At 52.4% G+C, this 18934-nt stretch carries 15 protein-coding genes and 1 pseudogene; 11 read left to right on the top strand and 5 right to left on the bottom strand.

Annotated features, from left to right (window positions below; all coding sequences use genetic code 11):
- The first annotated feature begins 36 nt into the window (after positions 1–36).
- The 3 genes and pseudogenes from J2Z70_RS11610 to J2Z70_RS11600 form a co-directional block, all read left to right on the top strand.
- Positions 37–1071, top strand: coding sequence for a dienelactone hydrolase family protein (locus tag J2Z70_RS11610; protein ID WP_209872875.1), 1035 nt, complete (start codon positions 37–39; stop codon positions 1069–1071).
- Between the two features lie 35 nt (positions 1072–1106).
- Positions 1107–2234, top strand: a complete 1128-nt coding sequence (locus tag J2Z70_RS11605; RefSeq protein ID WP_209872872.1) for a glycoside hydrolase family 88/105 protein — start codon at positions 1107–1109, stop codon at positions 2232–2234.
- Position 2235: 1 nt separating this feature from the next.
- Positions 2236–2429, top strand: a pseudogene (locus J2Z70_RS11600) (phosphoribulokinase); the annotation flags it as partial.
- 79 nt (positions 2430–2508) lie between these two features.
- Here the strand turns inward: J2Z70_RS11600 and J2Z70_RS11595 are convergent.
- On the bottom strand, positions 2509–3000 hold the full coding sequence (locus J2Z70_RS11595; protein WP_209872868.1) for a DinB family protein: 492 nt from the start codon (positions 2998–3000) through the stop codon (positions 2509–2511).
- A 299-nt stretch (positions 3001–3299) separates the two neighbouring features.
- On the opposite strand from J2Z70_RS11595, the gene J2Z70_RS11590 reads away from it, so the two are divergent.
- The 7 genes from J2Z70_RS11590 to J2Z70_RS11560 all read left to right on the top strand — a co-directional run bounded on the left by J2Z70_RS11590 (position 3300) and on the right by J2Z70_RS11560 (position 13053).
- Positions 3300–6116, top strand: a complete 2817-nt coding sequence (locus J2Z70_RS11590) for an S-layer homology domain-containing protein (RefSeq protein WP_209872865.1) — start codon at positions 3300–3302, stop codon at positions 6114–6116.
- Between the two features lie 194 nt (positions 6117–6310).
- Positions 6311–7060, top strand: coding sequence for a response regulator transcription factor (locus J2Z70_RS11585; RefSeq protein ID WP_281068142.1), 750 nt, complete (start codon positions 6311–6313; stop codon positions 7058–7060).
- A complete protein-coding gene (locus J2Z70_RS11580) occupies positions 7057–7992 on the top strand; it encodes a sensor histidine kinase (RefSeq protein ID WP_209872862.1) in 936 nt (311 codons plus the stop codon). The genes J2Z70_RS11585 and J2Z70_RS11580 overlap by 4 nt, the downstream gene beginning before the upstream one ends.
- Before the next feature lie 104 nt (positions 7993–8096).
- On the top strand, positions 8097–9014 hold the full coding sequence (locus J2Z70_RS11575) for an ABC transporter ATP-binding protein (protein WP_076079106.1): 918 nt from the start codon (positions 8097–8099) through the stop codon (positions 9012–9014).
- Complete coding sequence (locus J2Z70_RS11570; RefSeq protein ID WP_209872860.1) at positions 9007–9699, top strand: ABC transporter permease; 693 nt, start codon at positions 9007–9009, stop codon at positions 9697–9699. The genes J2Z70_RS11575 and J2Z70_RS11570 overlap by 8 nt, the downstream gene beginning before the upstream one ends.
- A 241-nt stretch (positions 9700–9940) precedes the next feature.
- A complete protein-coding gene (locus J2Z70_RS11565) occupies positions 9941–11758 on the top strand; it encodes a PAS domain-containing sensor histidine kinase (protein WP_209872857.1) in 1818 nt (605 codons plus the stop codon).
- A 494-nt stretch (positions 11759–12252) separates the two neighbouring features.
- Positions 12253–13053 (top strand): class I SAM-dependent methyltransferase, encoded by an 801-nt coding sequence (locus J2Z70_RS11560; protein WP_209872854.1) that lies wholly within the window; start codon positions 12253–12255, stop codon positions 13051–13053.
- Between the two features lie 248 nt (positions 13054–13301).
- Here the strand turns inward: J2Z70_RS11560 and J2Z70_RS11555 are convergent, their stop codons facing one another.
- The 3 genes from J2Z70_RS11555 to J2Z70_RS11545 form a co-directional block, all read right to left on the bottom strand.
- Positions 13302–14147, bottom strand: coding sequence for a DegV family protein (locus J2Z70_RS11555; protein ID WP_209872851.1), 846 nt, complete (start codon positions 14145–14147; stop codon positions 13302–13304).
- Between the two features lie 155 nt (positions 14148–14302).
- Positions 14303–15145, bottom strand: a complete 843-nt coding sequence (locus tag J2Z70_RS11550) for an AraC family transcriptional regulator (protein WP_245368156.1) — start codon at positions 15143–15145, stop codon at positions 14303–14305.
- 190 nt (positions 15146–15335) lie between these two features.
- Positions 15336–15566 carry an alpha-amylase family glycosyl hydrolase gene (locus J2Z70_RS11545; RefSeq protein WP_209872848.1) on the bottom strand — a complete coding sequence of 77 codons (231 nt, stop codon included), beginning with the start codon at positions 15564–15566 and terminating at the stop codon, positions 15336–15338.
- 63 nt (positions 15567–15629) lie between these two features.
- On the opposite strand from J2Z70_RS11545, the gene J2Z70_RS11540 reads away from it, so the two are divergent.
- On the top strand, positions 15630–16337 hold the full coding sequence (locus J2Z70_RS11540) for an HAD family hydrolase (RefSeq protein ID WP_209872846.1): 708 nt from the start codon (positions 15630–15632) through the stop codon (positions 16335–16337).
- Here J2Z70_RS11540 and J2Z70_RS11535 read toward each other — a convergent pair.
- Entirely contained in the window at positions 16327–18645 is a 2319-nt protein-coding gene (locus J2Z70_RS11535) for a glycoside hydrolase family 65 protein (protein WP_209872843.1), read from the bottom strand. The two genes, J2Z70_RS11540 and J2Z70_RS11535, sit on opposite strands and share 11 nt — an antisense overlap.
- Between the last annotated feature and the right edge of the window lie 289 nt (positions 18646–18934).

Raw genomic sequence — 18934 nt, 5'->3', positions numbered from 1 at the left:
CCGGACCCAGGCATTCAGGATTGGAGGATTTCCCTGATGGAATCACTTGAACAATATATCAATCAACTGACGGCGTCTGCACCGCGCAGCTCTGCCTTCAGCGCAGACCTTCCATTCGGACAATGGAGGGCATCCCTTACCGCGAGGTTCATAGAGCGGCTGGGCGGATTCCCTGCTCAGAGAGCGGCACTTGAACCGGTACAGCTGGAGCGTACAGTCTGCAGCGGATATATCCGTGAACGTATAGAGATCACCACCTATGAAGGACTTAGAATGGCCCTGTATCTCCTGATCCCGGAAGAGCCGGCAGGCTCTCCCTGCCCGGCTGTGCTGGCTATTCACGGGCATGGCTATGGCAGCCGCGAGATTACCGGCTTGAACCCGGACGGGTCGGAGCGGACGGGGGACCCGGGACTGCATAAGGATTTTGCCATCTCTCTGGTGAAGCAGGGCTTCGTCGTTGCGGCTCCGGAGGTGCTCGGATTCGGAGACAGGCGTCTGGCTGAGGATCTTGCCAGCGGCGAGCCCGGACGTAATTCCTGCTTCCGCCTGTCCGCGGCGCTGCTGATGACAGGGCAGACGATGGCAGGCTGCCGCATCTATGAGACGATGCGGGCGCTGGATTATCTGCAGCAGCGGGATGAGGTGGACGGTGAGCGGATCGGCATTATGGGCATCTCCGGCGGCGGGCTGGTGGCAAGCTTCACGGCTGCACTGGATGAACGGATCAGCAGTGCGGTGGTCAGCGGCTACGCCAATACGTTCCAAGACAGCATTCTCACGCGGAATCATTGTCTGGACAATTACATTCCGGGCATTCTGCTGGAAGCGGAGATGCCGGATCTGCTGGGACTGATTGCTCCGCGCGGGCTGTTCCTGGAGGCGGGGGACGCGGACCATCTGTTTGGTCCCGCCGCCGCGAGGCAAGCCTTGGACCGGCTGGAGCTTATTTATGCGGCAGAAGGTCATGGCGGGCAGCTTGCTGCGGATTTTTTCACAGGGGGTCATGAGATTCATGGGGAACCGGCGTATGCGTGGCTGCTTAAGCAGCTTGCCGGTCCGCAGGAGTAGGGTAACAGGTAGCGCAAACGACAGGAGGAATAGAGATGTCTATATCAGAAGCAGTAAGCACAGGCTTATCCCGCAGAATCGCGGATACCTTCATCGGACAATGCAATGAACAAGGGAAGCACGAGTATGTAATGGAGCGCTGGGCGTATGTCCCCGGCATGCTGCTGATGTCAGTGGCCCGGGCCGGGATGCAGCATAACGAGCCTGAGTACCTCTCGTTCATGCAGCGGCATATGGACAGCTTCATCGGGGAGGACGGAAGCATCCGCTCCTATTCGCTGGAGGAATATAACCTGGATCAGATCAATCAGGGCAAGAATCTGTTCTGGCTGTACCGTCAGACGGGTGAGCAGCGCTACGCGGAAGCCGCTCATCTGCTGGCAGCGCAGCTCATCGGACAGCCCCGGACCTCTGAAGGCGGCTTCTGGCATAAGAAAATATATCCCTTCCAGATGTGGCTGGACGGATTATACATGGCTTCGCCGTTCCTGGCCGAATACGGGGCAGTCTTCGGGCGCCCGGAGCTGATCGATGAAGCTGCCCGTCAGCTGCTGCTGATTGAGCGCCGAACCCGTGATCCCCGTACCGGCCTGTTCTATCACGGCTGGGATGAATCCCGGGAGCAGGAGTGGGCGGATTCCTCCACCGGATTGTCGGCCCATTTCTGGAGCCGGGCGATGGGCTGGTACGCGATGGCCGCCGTGGACTGCCTGGAGCATTTCCCGCTGACCCATCCGCAGCGGGGAACTGTGATGGGGATTTTTCAGCGGATGTGCGGTGCGCTGGTTGAGGTGCAGGATAAGGAGAGCAGCCTCTGGTATCAGGTGCTGGATCAGGCGGGACGCAAGGGCAACTACCTCGAAGCGACAGGCTCTTGCATGTTCGTCTATGCGATGGCCAAAGCCCTGCGGCTGCGCTATCTGGAGCCTTCCTTCAAGGCAGCGATGTTAAGCGGCTACGAGGGAATCCTTAAGCATCTGGTGACCGAAGATGAACAAGGCGTTCATCTGCACCAGATCTGTCACGGGGCAGGGCTCAGCAAGGACCGCAACGGCTCCTACGATTACTACATTTCCGAAGAAGTTGTATCTGATGTACCTATGGGTATTGCGCCGCTGCTGCTGGCTTCTCTTGAAGTGGAGAGGTACGTTGCCGGGCAATAGGCTGTATGACCTCAAAGTATACCTGCACACGGATGGGGAGACCGAGCTGAGGCGCAGGGGGATCCGGGATGTGGCTGAGCGGGGCACGGATATCGGATACTTAATGAAGTCCTATGAACAGCGTAGAATTCAGTATAATTATTCATGCATCCGGTTCATGAGAGGTTCGATATTGTGATTAGGAATCAAGATTAAGCATCGTTTATATCCAAAAGAATGATAAAAACTGCGGCTCCATCTATCCAGATTTCAGTGGACAGACGGGGCCGCAGTTTTATGCTTTAGTGACTGCAACCGTTGCTGCATATTTCTCTATCTGCTTCTTGTGATGCTTGTCGTGGGAGATGAAATCTCTCAGATACTTGCGGATACTGAATTTCTTGCCGTCACCATCGGGATGATTCTGTTCTAGCGCCGCATCGCTGAAGGAGGCCGCAAGTCCGGTAATCTTGGTCCGGTACAGGACGAATTGCCGGATGGCTTCCTGCCGGGTTACTGTCCTGGCGTATAGAACCGCATTGGCATTGAATGCATTGAAGTCCAGATGTGCGGCTGTCAGCGGCAGGCCTTCTTGGATTTTGACCAGGGCCTCCTCATAAAAGTATTTGTCCCACAGCATGATGTGGCAAAGGACATCCTGCAGGGACCATTTTCCGGCCTCCAGCGGAGCCTCCCAGTCTGCATCTTCCATGCTGTCCAGCGATTGAATATAGGGGATGAAGGATTCGAATTCAAGAATGAGCTGCTTATTGGTTTTGGTTGCCATGATCATACCACCTTGTCTGTCAGATTGAATAAGAGATTATATCATTCATTATAATAGGAGGAACTGGACGACAGCCTGTCAGGTTCGCAGAATTCATAGACTGGATGATATGACTAGAAACGGGCAGTCATTAGGCGGTATTTTCACTTTCCCGGTTAGAAAATAAAATCCGGAAATATACCAATCTTTTACCGGAATCATGCTATAATTTTAACGGATTCATAGGGCTTAAGGATTAGTTAGAGCAAGGAAATTTATAATTTGTATGCTTTTATAACTACATAGTCGGGGGAATCAGTTTGTTTATTAAAAGAAGTGTAAGCAAAAAAGTAGTCGCTGGAGCACTAGCCATATGTCTTGCGATATTGCCGGCAGGCGCAGCTTTTGCGGGTAATGCGCCGGATCTGGCAGGAAACTGGGCCAAGAATCAAATCAGTAAATGGATGGATCAAGGTCTGATCTCCGGCTACCCGGATGGGGAATTCAAGCCGGATAACCCGGTCACCCGGGCGGAATTAACGGTTTTGATTAATAGGGCTTTTGGATTCACTGAAACGAAAAAAGCTAATTTTAACGATATCTCCAGCAGTAAATGGTATTATTCAAGTATTTTGCAGGCTAATGCTGCAGGTTACATTCAAGGCTACGAGGATGGGGCCTTTAAGCCTGATCAGAAGATCAACCGGCAAGAGCTGGCTGTGATCATCAGCAAGCTGCTCAAGCTGACAGCACCGGCTGCGGCTCCTGAGTTCAAGGATATTACTAAGAGTGCAGCTTGGAGCAAAGGTGCGATCGGGGCTGTCAGTGAACAAGGTATCATGAAGGGTTCCGGTGATGGGAACTTTCGGCCCCTCGCTTTTGCAAGCCGGGCAGAGACCGTAGTCATTTTGGATAGGGCTCTATCGGTGCTAAATGCAGATTCCGATGAATATGTAATCATCTATGAAACCCCAGGTATATATGGTCCGTTGTCAGGAATGTCGGAAGTAGACAGTGATGTAGTGGTCAGCGTGCCGGGTATCACACTCCGTAATATGAATATCACTGGAGATCTGCTGCTGGGAGAAGGCATAGCTGAAGGCGATGTGCGGCTCCAGAATGTAACAGTAAAAGGCAATACCGCAATTGAAGGCGGCGGGGTGAACAGTATTCATCTTGCCGATTCCACACTGGGTTCTGTACGTGTTGACAAGGAAGATGGCAGTGTAAGAGTGGTCGCTGAAGGAAAGACCCAAATCCATAACCTTCAGATTCAGTCCGCTGCTGCCGTTGAATCCCTCACCGGAGCTGAGATCAGCACTCTCACGTTATCTCCTGAAATTCCAGCGGATGCCCGCATTCTGTTGACCGGTAGCTTCAAGGCTGTAAATATTCTTGCCTCACGCCTTAACATCGAACTCAGCGGGGGCACTGTGGAGGCAGTCAATCTTGATAAAACAGCGGGCAGTAATAAATTGTCCAATAGCAGCAATATCAAGTCCATGACAATGAACGCCGGTATACAAATATCAGGTAAAGGCAACATCGGGAATGCGGTTGTCAACGCTTCGGGCATTACGATGGAGAATGCTCCAGGTAAACTTACGATCGGCACAGATGTTCCGGCAGATGTGAAAGTAAATATAGCCGGTTCTGATCTAACGGTTGCTGCGTCTTCGGCGGCCCCAACAGCGGCTGTACTAGTTGGCGGCGGAGGGGGAGGAGCTGGTGGAGGCGATGGAGGTGGCAGTACGGTAGAGACACCGGCGCCAGCAGCGACGCCGACACCAGTCCCGACGGAAGAACCGACACCGGCTCCAACACCAGTCCCGACGGAGGAACCAACACCGGTGCCAACACCAGAACCGACGGAGGAACCAACACCAGTGCCAACACCAGAACCGACGGAGGAACCAACACCAGCACCAACACCAGAATCAACAGCGACGCCAACGGCGGTGACTTCACCGTCACCGTCGCCGTTAGCGACACCAACAGCGGTGTTTTCACCGACACCTTCGCCATCATCAACATTCCCAGGGCCAATACCTACACCTGGGTCAACGGTGGCACCTACACCGCCCATTGTAAATCATGGTGTTGTAAAAGGTTTCATTGAGCGTGCAGACGGGAAGGCTGTTGATACAGGCATCTTGTACCTAGAACGGGATAGCGATCATATGATTTACACCGCTGCACTGACGAACGGGGAATTCTCAATAGATTTGCCGGATGGGCCGTACAAGATTTACTCGCTGCGTTCCACAACTACACAAGAGATCATTTCACTCTACTATATGTTTTACATTATGAATGGCAAGGCAGATAGAGAAGTGCATATTCTCATTCCTGAGCAGCAGGCCGGTACGATCCAGTATTCGGACGGGACCGCATTTGAGAATGGGGAAATTATTGTACAGCGCTTAGACAGCGGACCGCTTGGCTGGTATAGTGCCGAAATCCAAGCAGGCAGGTTCAACTTTAATCTACCGGACGGTCATTATAACGTAGAAATGTTAATCTATGGCGAAACCAACAATCAATTAAGAATTAATTATTTATTTGAGGTCATTGACGGCAAGAGCAATCTGGATATAAAATTGCCTCCAAAAATTGAAGGAAACATTAGCTTCGTGGATGGCTCCCCGATTGACGACGGATGGCTGGAAATTAGAGAAATGAATGCTCAGAATTACGGAATTTACAGGGTCCCTGTGGTTGCAGGTAAGTTTGATCTTTATTTACCGGATGGCGACTATAACATACAGCTGCTGAACATTAAGAATTCAGAAAGTATAGCCTTACGCACACAGATAACAATTGTCAATGGTGAACCTGCCGCCGGACCGATTGATATCAAGGTACCTTTAGCAATATCAGGCAAGATCTATAATGAGGATGGAACTCCACATGCTAATGGAGTGCTAATGATTACTGAGGCCGGTACGGATTCTCCGCTTTCCTATGCAGCAACAGTTACCAATGGCAATTTTGATTTTTATCTGCCGGATGGGGAATACGATGTATTATTCTATTGGGATGCTGAGCATCAAAAGAGAATCGATATAAATCGTATATTTAAAGTTGAAGAGGGCTTGCTTGTTGATCCCCTCGATATTATTTTGGCTAAGGAATAATAACCGAATACAGCAGATGATCTGGAAAAACAGAGCAGCGCTTCTCCCATTGCCGGAGAGCCGCTGCTCTGTTGCATGTAAACCTTATTCAATAGTCATTCAGTACACAACCGTATGTATGGTTAGCTCTTTTTAGTAGAATCGCGTCTGCAGCATTGATATACTTTAACAAATAGGAGTACGGGAGGTTCATTATGCAACAGAGGGTGCTGCTGATCGAAGATGATGAAGCGATCAGCGAAATGGTTCATTCTTATTTGACCAAAGAGGGCTACGAGGTAGAGACCGCATATGACGGGGAAGCGGCGGTGAGCAAGTTCGTCGGAGGTCTTCCTTATGATCTGGTGCTGCTGGATCTGATGCTGCCGAAGCGCAGCGGCACGGATGTGCTGCAGATGATCCGCAGCGGCAGCCTTGTGCCGGTGCTGATTATGTCGGCAAAGGACAGCGATGTGGATAAGGCGCTGGGGCTGGGCTTCGGCGCGGATGATTATATTACCAAGCCGTTCTCGATGATTGAACTGGCGGCCCGGGTGAAGGCGGCGATCCGCCGGGCGGGGTATGCTGCATCTGGAAGCCAGGCTGCTGCCGTGAGCGGGGTGCAGGATGGCGGAGAGACACAGCCGGAGAAGCCGAAGGGAATCGAGCTGCGCGGGCTGAGTGTGGACCTGGATAATTTCTCGGTGCGGAAGAATGGGCAAGAGCTGAAGCTGACCGCCAAGGAGTTCCACATCCTGAAGCTGTTCGTGAGCAGTCCGGGCCGGGTATTCACCAAGGCGCAGATCTACAGCCAAGTCTGGGAAGAGGATTATTATGGCGATGAGAATGTAATTAATGTACATATGCGCAGATTGCGCGAGAAAATCGAGGATGATCCCTCCCATCCGGAGTATATCAAAACGCTGTGGGGGATCGGCTACAAGCTGGGGGATGTGCTGCTGTGATTATTCTGTTGCTGGTTCTACTTGTACTGTTGCTTGTGGTCACTACGTTACAGTTCTTGAAATCACGGCAGCATGCCCGCCAGTTGGACTACATTCACTATAAGCTGGAGAGCATTATAGAAGGCGGATCGCATGAGCGGCTGCTGCTGATGAGCAGCAGTCCGCAGGTGCAGCAGCTGCTGACCGACCTGAACCGGCTGCTGGATGTCAATCATCAGGGAGCGGCTAAGCGGAGTAAGCTGGAGCAATCCATGCGCGGAATGCTGGCGAATGTGTCGCATGATCTGAAGACGCCCCTGACGGTGGTGCTGGGCTATATTGAGACGCTGCTGCATGATGAGGCGATATCCAAGGAAGAGCAGGAACGGATGCTGCGGACGATTCATACCAAGGCAGGTGAGGTCATTGTGCTGATGAACCGGTTCTTTGATCTGGCGAAGCTGGAGTCGGGGGACCGGGATATCCCGCTCTCGCGGGTAGAGCTGGGCGAGGTCTGCCGCCGGAATATTCTCTCCTTCTATGATCTGCTTAGTGAGAGCGGCACGGAAGTGCAGATTGAGATCCCGGAAGAGCCTCTTCATATCATGGGCAACGATGAGGCACTGGACCGGATTCTGACGAATCTGCTCTCCAACGCGATTACCTACGGTAATGCAGGGGGAGTGCTGGGGCTGAAGCTGTACCCTGACGCCGGACGGGTCTGCATAGAAGTGTGGGACCGGGGCAAGGGCATCGCCGAAGGCCACGAGGATAAGGTGTTCGAGCGGCTGTACACCCTGGAGGATTCGCGTAACCGCGACTATCAGGGCAGCGGCCTGGGACTGACGATTACGAAGCGGCTGACCGAGCAGATGAACGGGACTATTTCCCTGAGCAGCCAGCCGAATGTGCGTACGGCATTTACGCTCTCTTTTCCCAGACAGTCCTTCTGAAGCTTCTTAAGAATTAAGTAAGATTTCAGTAAGAAAAAAGCAAATTCCGCCCTGTAGAATAAATACCAGGAAGAACAAGACGATGCTAAAGGGGATAACGGAAAATGACAACGATACTCCGGACATGGGATCTGACCAAGGTCTATGAGGATAAGGAAATTGTTAGCAGTGTGAATATGGAGATTAAGCAGGGTGAAATTTACGGATTCCTGGGACCGAACGGCGCCGGCAAAACAACGGTGATGAAAATGATCACGAATCTGGTGAAGCCGACGGCGGGCGAGATTGAATTTGCCGGGGAGAAGATGACCCACCGCTCTTACGACATGCTTAAGCGCATGGGCAGCATTATTGAATACCCGGTGTTCTACGACAAGCTGAGTGCCCGCGAGAATCTGGCGCTGCATGGGGAGTATATGGGTTTTTATGATGCCAATGCGATAGAGGAAGCGCTCGAATTAGTGAAGCTGAGAGCCGTGGACAGCAAACCGGTGAAGAATTTCTCCCTGGGGATGAAGCAGCGGCTGGGCATTGCCAGAGCGGTCATGACCAAGCCGGAGCTGCTGATCCTCGATGAACCGATCAACGGGCTGGACCCGCTTGGAATCAAGGAGCTGCGCGAGGTGTTCCGTATGCTGAGCCGTGATTATGGCATGACACTGCTGATCTCCAGCCATATTCTGGGCGAAATCGAGCAGATTGCCGACACGATCGGCGTAATCCGTGAAGGGGTGCTGGTGGAGCAGGTGGCAATGGATACGATCCGGAGCCAGCAAACCCAGTATATCGAGCTGGTGACCAGCGAGTGCACGAAAGCCGTCTTCGTCCTGGAGGGGAAGCTGGGCCTCCGCAATTACAAGGTGCTTGATCCGCGGACCATTCGTGTCTATGAAGACATCCCGCAGCTAGAGCTGAGCCGGGCCCTGTCCGCAGCAGAGGTGGAGCTGGAGAGTATGAGCAAGAAGCATCATTCGCTGGAGGATCATTTTGTGGAACTGATGGGGGGCGTCAACCATGTTTAAGTTAATCCGGCTGGAGCTGCGCAAGAGTAAATTCACTTTTCTTAAGGGCGTGCTGATTGCGGATTTGGCCATTCTGGGCTTCATGATTCTCATTGCTTTTACGGGCATGGATGAAGGAGACTTCGGGACGTATGGCGATTTGTTTCAAGGGGTATCTGTTTTTGTAAAAGCAATCTATATCATCTTCGCCTCTGTACTGATCAGCAAGCTGGTCATCGACGAATATAAGAATAATACAATCACAGTGCTGTTCATGTATCCGGTACCGCGTAAAATGCTCATGGCGGCCAAACTGATTATTGTCTTTCTGTTTACCTTCTTTACTATTTGGCTGTCTAATATAGTGATCAGCGGTATTCTTGCAGGTATTGGATATTTCCTGCCTGACCTCATTGAGGGAACGCTGACGATGGATGTGGTCATGACCTACTCTATGCAAGCGGGAATGGATGCGCTCTACGCGGCCGGTATCGGACTGATTCCGTTATATTTCGGGATGCGTCGCAAATCGGTGCCGGCTACGATTGTCTCCGCCGTCCTGATCGTGATGCTGATCTCCTCCGGCTTCGGGAACGGAAGCTTCCGCATGGGTGACCTGCTCGGGATCTCGGTTGGCCTGGCCCTGGCCGGGGTGGCGGTTGCCTACTTCTCGATCCGCAATATCGAGCATCAGGATGTAAGCTGAGGCTGCCGGAATCGAAGCCGGTCCACTCTTAGAAATGAAGCAGACAGTGCGGTCCTCCTGAAGGACTTGCACTGTTTTTGTTGTTGTACAGCCCGGTTAGTGCTATGTTTTTCTGGCGACCGCTAACGTTTTTTTTGCTATAATAGGAACTAATTCAGAGAGTTCTACATAATCAGAGCGTTTCTGCAGTCTTCGGACGCTAACGATAGCAGGGTTGAAGGAGCAGCGGAGGAGGTGGGCTATGCTTAAGGACTGGGCTTCTATTCTGGACAACGCGCTATCTGGTGAAAGTGCTTATAGGGCGTTGTTCGATCATCATCCGGACTTCATCATTGTGCTGGACAGGCAGGGAAGGTACAGGGACAGTAACCGGATGTTAAGTGCCGAGGAGGCAGGCAGACTGAACGATTGCCGGATGCATCCGCCCGGTGAGGCTCATTTCGCAGCTGCCCTGGCCGGGATTACATCGAGCTTCGAGCTGGCCGTGGAAGCCTCGGAAGGACATGAAGAGACGGGGAGAGGGGCCGGCGGTGCTGAGCCTGAGGGAAATTATGGTGCGGGAAGTGCGGGAAGTACCAGTGCTGGAAATGTGGTAAGTGCTGGTGCTGGAAGTACTGAGAGTGCTGGGAGTTCTGGAAGTGCCAAGGGAACGGGAAATGCTTGCGGTTCAGGGGTTACGGTACGCTATGTGCCGCTTCACACAGACGAAGGCATTGCCGGTTTATTCGCTATCCTCCATGATCCCGGGAACCGCCCCCTGTCCAGTCTGCTGCATAGCTGGGTGAGCATGAGCAGCAGTCTTGCGGCAGGTGCTGAGCGGAATGTGCAGGCAGGAGACGAGTGTTCTGCGTATGCGGATGAAGTGGCCGCCGCGAAGGATGACGAGGAGCTGCCGCAGGCCGAATTCGTGTTCGAGATGGCCGAGGACAAACGGCTTAGCCTCATTCTGAACTCCGTCTCTGCCGGGATTTTCGGCCTGGACAACCTCGGCCGGACCATCTTCATTAACCGTGAAGGGGCAGAGATGCTGGGCTACGAGCCGTCAGAGCTGACCGGGCTGCCGATGATGGAGATAATCCATTACATGCATGGAGGCGCGCCCCTCCATTCTCTGCTGGAGTGTCCCATCACGCTTACCCTGCAAGACGGAGTTACCCGCAGCAAGGCGGATGAAGTGTTCTGGCGCAAGGATGGGACCAGCTTCTTCGTGAATTACCGGATCGCTCCGCTGCTGGACAGAGGGATGATCTGCGGTGTGGTTATTTCCTTCAGCGATATTACGAACGAGCGGGAGATTCTCCGCGCCAAGGAATCGGCAGAGCGGGCCGCACAGGCCAAGTCGGATTTCCTGGCAATGATGAGCCATGAGATCCGTACGCCGATGAACGGAATGATCGGTATGGCCGACCTGCTACTGGAGACCGAGCTTGGGGAGGAGCAGCGCAGCTACGCCGAGATTCTGCGCAGCAGCAGCTACAGCCTGCTGCAGATTCTCAATGACATCCTTGATTTCAGCAAGATGGAGGCGGGCAAGATGCCGCTGCAATCCGAACGCTTCGATCTGCGGGAGATGCTGGAGGGCATTATTGATCTGTTCACTCCAAAGGCGGAGGAGAAGAAGCTCTCTTTGCGCTGGTGGGCAGATACCAGTGTGCCGGACATCGTCACGACCGATCCGAGCCGGCTGCGCCAGATTATCGTCAATCTGGTCGGCAACGCGCTGAAATTCACCGATCGGGGCAGTGTCACCTTGTCAGTCAAGAACATCCCGCTGCCTGCCTCACCGGAATATCTGCTGGAGTTCTCGGTCCGTGATACCGGTGTAGGCATTGCCGACAGCAAGCTGAATCTGCTCTTCCAGTCCTTCTCCCAGCTGCATCCGTCCATTAACCGCAAATACGGCGGAACCGGACTGGGACTTGCCATCTGTAAGCAGCTCGTGGAGCTGATGGGCGGAACGATCTTCGTGGAGAGCGAGGAGGACCGGGGATCGATCTTCCGGTTCATGCTGCCTTTTATGAAGGAAGAGGCGGAGCTGGAGCCGGAGTTACTCTCCTGAGGGTTAACCGGAGCCGGGGGCTGACACTCACTTGTGTTCTCGTATATCGAGGACAATCACCTGTATTCTCAACTATCAAGCCAGACAACCCGTTCCCCAAGATACAGTGGGAGCGGGTTATTTCTGTCCGCTATATCCACTCTGACGCATGGGCAGCGCAAATAATTGGATTTTCTCCACTTGCTTATCTTCGATAGGCTCTTACTGGGACAGCAGTTGGAAAATCAGCACTTAATTCAGCCCAATTCAGCTTGAGAGGAAAAAATGTCAATTTTAGTTGCTGTTTTTCCACTTGTTGCTCTATGATCCGCTGAATCCGGCGAAATAAGCTACGTTTTTCTATTTACTTGCTGGCAACGGCCATCTTTTCTCAGACTTCTTGGTTCATATGTAAGAATTTATTTGGCGCGGCCATTCCGCTTGTTGCATTATAAGCGGATTATAGTAAAATCAGAAAGTGCTATTACCAAATTCTTCTTACAAGGGGGAGTAACATGCAAGAGCAGATGTCACGTACGAATAAGGCGGCTTGGGAGACAAAAGCCTATCAGGCTTGGACGCAGTACCATGGTTCACCTGAGGAGCTTGCAGTGCAGCTACAGCAGGATCCCGCACATACGCTACGGTATTGGCTCAAGTACACGGGCGATCCGTCAGGCTTGAAGGTGCTCAATCTGCTTGGCTCTCACGGCAGGAAGGCCATTTGCTTCGCGTTGCTTGGCGCTGATGTTACCGTCGTGGACATTTCGGAAGAGAACCGCTTATATGCCTGCGAGGTAGCGGAAGCAGCGGGGGTGAAGCTGGATTACATCTGTGCAGACGTCATGAATATCCCAGAAGAAGAAGCCTTGGGAACGTTCGACGTGGTGCTGATGGAGTTTGGGATTTTGCATTATTTCACTGATTTGAATGCGGTGTTTGCCTTGGTCCGCAGACGGCTGAAGGCAAATGGACGACTTCTGCTGACCGACTTCCACCCGTTCGCCAGGGCATGGCTGACCACGAAGACGCTACAGCATCCCACCGGCAATTATTTTGACGATACGCTTAGAGAAAGTGAAGTTGCGTTCGCCAAGCTGCTTCCTGAAGAGGAGCGTTCCGGCTTAGGACAAGTGGTGGTGCGGAGCTGGACGCTGGGGGATATCCTAACCTCTGTCGCTTCGCACGGATTATATATCCGTACCTTCGAAGAAATCAAGAGTGCCGAGCACCCGGGATTCCCCGAATTCTACACGCTGGTTGCCGATGCTGTTGAGGTACTGTTAAGACCGTTATATCCTGATAGGACAACGTAATAGTATCAAGCAAGCTAACAGCAGGTCTCCATTTGGGGACCTGCTGTTAGCTTGAAGCAAGTAGGCAGAATGTGATCGAAAAACCGATCACATTGCACTATCGTGAGGCAAGTGAGCCAAATGTAATCGAAAAACCGATCACATTGTGCAATCGTGAGGCAAGTTAGCCAAATATAATCGAAAAACCGATCACATTGTACTGGCGCTATGGCAAGTGGGCCCAAATGTATTGTGTGGGCCCACCCGTTCTAGCGCATATACATCAGACCTACCGTAGCAGGTCCGCAGTGACTCCCGATGACGCAGCCGGCATGAATGACGGCGATTTCCTTAACACTGGTCTGTGCGCGCAGCGCGGTCTCCAGCATCTTGGCATCCTCTTCTGCCAGCGTATGGGCAATAATGAGCAGCTCCTTGTCCATATCGGCGGCATTCGCCAGCGCATGGTGGAGCATCTGTTCCACGGCCTTCTCCTTCTTGCCACGGATGCGGGCAACGGGGACAATGGCTCCGTCCACCAGCCGGAGAACCGGACGGATCTTCAACAGGCTGCCGATAAAGTTCTGCATCCCAGAACAGCGGCCACCCATGTATAAGTAGTCCAGCGTATCGACAACGAATTCCGATTCTACCCGGTTACGGGCTTCGGTAATCATTGCTGCGATGTTGGCAGCGCTCTCGCCTGCGGCTGCGGCACGTGCAGCCTTCATGACCAGCAGCGCGATTCCGCCGCATAAGGTCTCAGAATCTACGACATGCACCCGGCCCACCGGGAATTCACCCGCTGCCAGTAGAGCATTCTGATATGTAGAAGATAGAGCAGAGGATAGACTGATATAGACAATATCATGGCCGCTGCTGATCACCGGCTGAAACGCGGCGATGAAATCAGCAGGGGAAGGTGCAGCGGTCTTAGGCAGGGCACCGCCCGCAGCAACCCGGCGGTAGACCTCCTCGGGGGTGATTTCGACCCCGTCCTTGAAGGTACCGTTCTCAAAAACTACATATAACGGCACAATGCCGATATCATATGTGTCCTTCCAGCCTTGCGGCAAATCGGAAGTGCTGTCTGAAAAGATTTTTACGATAGACATGAATATCTCCTTCACCGATCTCGGATGAGAATACACTAGATTATGAAAACTATAATCTATTTATTATACCAAGCTTGGGAAGAATCTCAAAACAAAAAAACAGCTCCACTGTCCAAGCAGACAGCGAAGCCGTTCCCCAAATATCAGCACTGCTCTTATTTCTTCATCACCGGAATCCATACTTCACAGACATAATCCTCTGATCTCGTATCGCCGGGCGGGTATAACTCGATCTCAGGGCCGCCGGTATGCTCGTAGCCGGTTCCCGGGAACCATTCCTGGAAAATGCGTTGCCAGACTCCTTGAATGGCATGCGGCAAAGCACCCTCGGACCGGAAGACTGCCCAGCTGGCGGCCGGAACGACAGTGGTCTCATACCCTTGTGCATCTGTCTCCGGCGTTCCTTCCACCCCGATCCAGTAGGTAAGCTGTTCCTTTTTCATATCCATATCCGTGCAGATGCCAAGCCATTCGCGGGAAGACGCAAGCTCGATCAACTTATCGGAAGTGCCGTCCTCATTGCATTCGTCCCAGAACTGCGGGATTCTCCGGAGATTCTCCCCGTCCCGGGTAGTTACCTCTATTGATTTGCCGATGACGGTAAAAGCTGGTTTATCCACGATTTTGTAGTCCATGTCCTGATCTCCCTTCAATGATAGGTGGAACGAGATGCGGGGGAAGGCTTTGAGCTGTACGCCGGACTTACGCGCTTCCGAGGGGGTAATCCCATGGGCTTTGCGGAACGCCTTGGCGAAGGACTCCGGCGAGTCGTAACCGTATTTCAGCGCCACATCCAGCACACGGACCTTGGACACGGCCAGCTCCTGGGCGGCCAGCGTCAATCTGCGCTTGCGGATATAGTCGGCCACGGTGAAGCCGGTCAGCATACTGAACATGCGCTGGAAGTGGAACGGTGAGACAAAGGCCACCTCAGCCACTTCCTCAATGCGCAGCGTTTCAGTCATTTTCAGCTCCATATAGTCCAGTGCATTCTTCATTCGGATCAGCCATTCCAAGCTCCCCATCTCCTTCTGAAATCATCCTATCATACCACCGCACAGATGTTCCTGTTATTCTCTGCTCATTCATGACAGGGTTCTGCCTGCGTCCTATCCACCTATGATGTCATACTTGAAGGGGTTTGTCAGCATTCGTTAGACTATCCGATCCGGCAGGCTCTAGGATTAGTCACTTTTCACCTTCCAGGGTGCGGGTATAGGCATAGATATATTCATGCTCCGGCAGCAGCAGCTCATAATCGGCATAGACCATAATGGGATGCTGCTTACGCAGACGAATCAATTCTTGATAATAATAAAATACCGAGTCCGCATCAGCCGGTGCCTGCTCCCCATTAATCTCGGTGTAGCGCGGGCAGATCTGGTAGACTACGGCTTCTTTCCAAAAGGTTCTTTTCATAAATGTAGCTCCATTACCATGGTATATTAGGTTTATAGGTTGCAAGGGAATGGAGGGATTGGATTGACAATTCAAGCGGTTCTTTTTGATTTGGATGGGACATTGCTAGACCGGGATACATCCCTGTTAAAGTTCGTACAAGATCAATACCGGCGTTACCCGGAGCTTCAGACCATTGATCACGATCTGTTTGTTCAGCGCTTTATCGAGCTTGATAATCACGGTTACCTGTGGAAGGACAAAGTATATCAACAGATCTTACAAGAGTTCTCTATTTCGAAGCTGGACTGGAACTTGCTATTGGATGATTACTTATACAACTTCCAGCAACACTGTACAGGTTTCCCGAATTTATTAAGTATGCTTACTGAACTGAAGAATCATGATCTGAAGATTGCGTTAATCTCGAACGGTTATGGTCAATTTCAATACGATAATTTCAAGGCATTGAACATCGGGCATTTATTCGATGAGGTGCTTATCTCCGAATGGGAGGGACTCCGTAAACCAGATCCGGCCATCTTTCATCGTGCATTAACAAGATTAGGTGTAGACGCGGGCAATGCTCTTTTTGTTGGCGATCATCCGGATAACGATATTCGGGCAAGCCGCGAAGCGGGAATGAAGGCCGTCTGGAAACGGAATCAACAGTTTGTCACAGTGGCCGAAGCGGATGCAGTTATTGATGATTTGGCAGAATTAGTGGAGCTCTTATTAAAAAAAGCCCCGAAGAAGCCATACATCTTCGGGGCTGATAAGCTTACACCGTGACAGAAGCGCCCCCGGCACTGACAGTGCCTAGTCCGTTCACCATATACTCCTTGCCGTGAATGGTGAGGGAGGCTGGAACCTCGGTTTCGTTGCTGACGGTAACCTGTGCATCGGTCACGGTCACTTTTAGCCGGGAGCCGCGGAACATAATTTTGAACGAATAGGAGGTCCAGTGTCCCGGATTGGACGGGTTCAGAACCAGCCGGTCGTTCAGCACGCGAAGTCCGCCGAAGCCATGAACAACGGACATCCATGTACCCGCCATGCTGGTGGTATGGCAGCCGTCCTCCGTATCGTTATTGTAATTGTCGAGATCCAGGCGTGAGGTCCGCAGGTACATCTCATACGCCTTCTCCTTGTAGCCCAGCTCACTGGCCAGAATGGAATGGATGCAAGGGGAGAGGGAGGACTCATGCACGGTAATCGGCTCGTAAAAGTCGAAGTTGCGCTTCTTGGTCTCCAGATCGTAGCGGTCGCCCAGGAAATAGAGTCCCTGCAGCACATCCGCCTGCTTGATAAAGCAGGAGCGTAGAATCCGGTCCCATGACCATTTCTGGTTCAGCGGCAGGTTTTCCGGCAACACATCCTTGACCTGGATGATCTCCTTGTCAAGAAAGCCGTCCTGCTGGAGAAAGATTCCGCGTTCCTCGTCAGCCGGATAGTACATTTTGGCGATAATCTCACTCCACTTGGCCGTTTCGCTCTCCAGCAGCTCCAGCTTGTCGGCCAGCTCAGCGTAACGCGAACCCTCATTCTCTTGCACATAGGCCAGAGCCTCAAGCGTGTATTCCATCGTCCAGGCGGCCATCCGGTTCGTGTACCAGTTGTTATTGACGTTATTCTCGTATTCATTCGGGCCGGTGACGCCCAGCATCACGTATTTGTCCTTATGCGCCACATAGTTCACACGCTCCTCCCAGAAGCGCGCAATCTCCACCAGCACTTCCAGGCCGTATTGGCCCAGGTAAGCCTTGTCGCCGGTATAATTCACATAGTTATAGATGGCGTAGGCAATCGCGCCGTTGCGGTGAATCTCCTCGAATGTAATCTCCCACTCGTTGTGGCACTCCTCACCGTTCATCGTGACCATCGGGTAGAGCGCGCCTTTGCGGTAGCCGAGCTTACGGGCGTTCTCCTTGGCCTTCTCCAGGTGCTTGTAGCGGTAGATCAGCAGATTGCGGGCAATCGCGGAGTCGGCGGTACTGAGATAGAACGGCACACAATAAGCTTCCGTATCCCAGTAGGTGCTGCCGCCGTATTTTTCCCCGGTGAAGCCCTTCGGTCCGATGTTGAGCCGGTCATCCTCGCCCGTATACGTCTGATTCAGCTGAAAAATATTGAACCGGATCGCCTGCTGCGCCGACACATCACCCTCGATAATAATGTCGCTCTCTTTCCACTTGTCGCCCCAAGCCGTTGCCTGCTCCGTGAGTAGCGCCACGAATCCAGCTTCCTGGGCACTCTGAAGTGCAGCCGATGCGGCATCCACGAGCTGTCCCAGCCCGTAATTGCGGGAGGTCACATTCGCAGCATACTTATAAATAACCAGCTGATCGCCGGATTGTACCGGAACATTCACTGTACTGCCCACATATTTGTCCTGCTCCAACACCTCTGCTTCGGCCGCAACCGGCTCCCCATTCAGCAGAATGTCGAAGACGAAGGCGGAGGTGACATGGAAATCAAGCTTTTTGGTCTTCAGGGTCAAATGTCCGCCTTCTGGTCCGGCCTTCTTCTCCACTTCGTTCCAGAACTTCTCGTCATAGTTGGAGTCCTTGTTCTTGATATCGCCGTCCAGGTAGGGGGTTACGGTAATATTCCCTGCAAAATTGAGCGGAGTGAGCGAATAGCGGATCGCCCCGATCTCCTGACGGACCATGCTGACGATGCGGATGCTCTCAACCTTCACTTCTTTGCCGTCTTGGGTGGTTGCGGTGAAGCTGCGTGAGAGCGTGCCTTCCTTCATATTGAGTACCCGGCGGAACTCGCTGACCGTACAGTTGGCCAGATCCAGCGGGGTCCCGTCCAGCCCGATGTTAATTCCGATCCAGTTGGTGCTGTTCAGCACTTTGGCAAAATACTCCGGGTACCCGTTCTTCCACCAGCCGACCCGAGTCTTGTCAGGGTAATAGACCCCGGCCATATAGCTGCCTTGCAGGCTGGGTCCGCTGTACTGCTCCTCGAAGTTGGCTCTGCCGCCCATGTATCCGTTCCCGATACTAAATACGCTTTCGGATATTTCCTGGGTCTGCGGATCAAAGGACTCTTCGATAATGGACCATTCGTTGATTGTTAAGTATTGTTTCATGATTTTGGCTCCTTTAAGGGGGATATGAAATGAACTGAACCTCGTAATAAAATTATGGTGACTACATCGCCACTGCGCGAAAAATTTGGGCTTCCGGCCGCTGTTATAATCAGATTTCTTTATTGAAGGGGTTCTCAGCGGATGAAATCTGATTCAAGCATATGCTTCCGATGCGAGCTTTCCTACGGAAAGCTTTCAGGCGGTCGCTAACGCTCCTACAGCTCCAAACTTTCACTCCGCAGCTTCATCCCCATGAATTTAATAACTACCTTCAGTTCTTTTACTGATG

Origin of the sequence: Paenibacillus silagei (genome assembly GCF_017874735.1) — a bacterium.
In the GTDB taxonomy this organism is placed as follows: Bacteria; Bacillota; Bacilli; order Paenibacillales; family Paenibacillaceae; genus Paenibacillus_AQ; species Paenibacillus_AQ silagei.
Note: the sequence above shows the minus strand (reverse complement) of the source record. Positions and strands in the feature narration are given on the sequence as shown.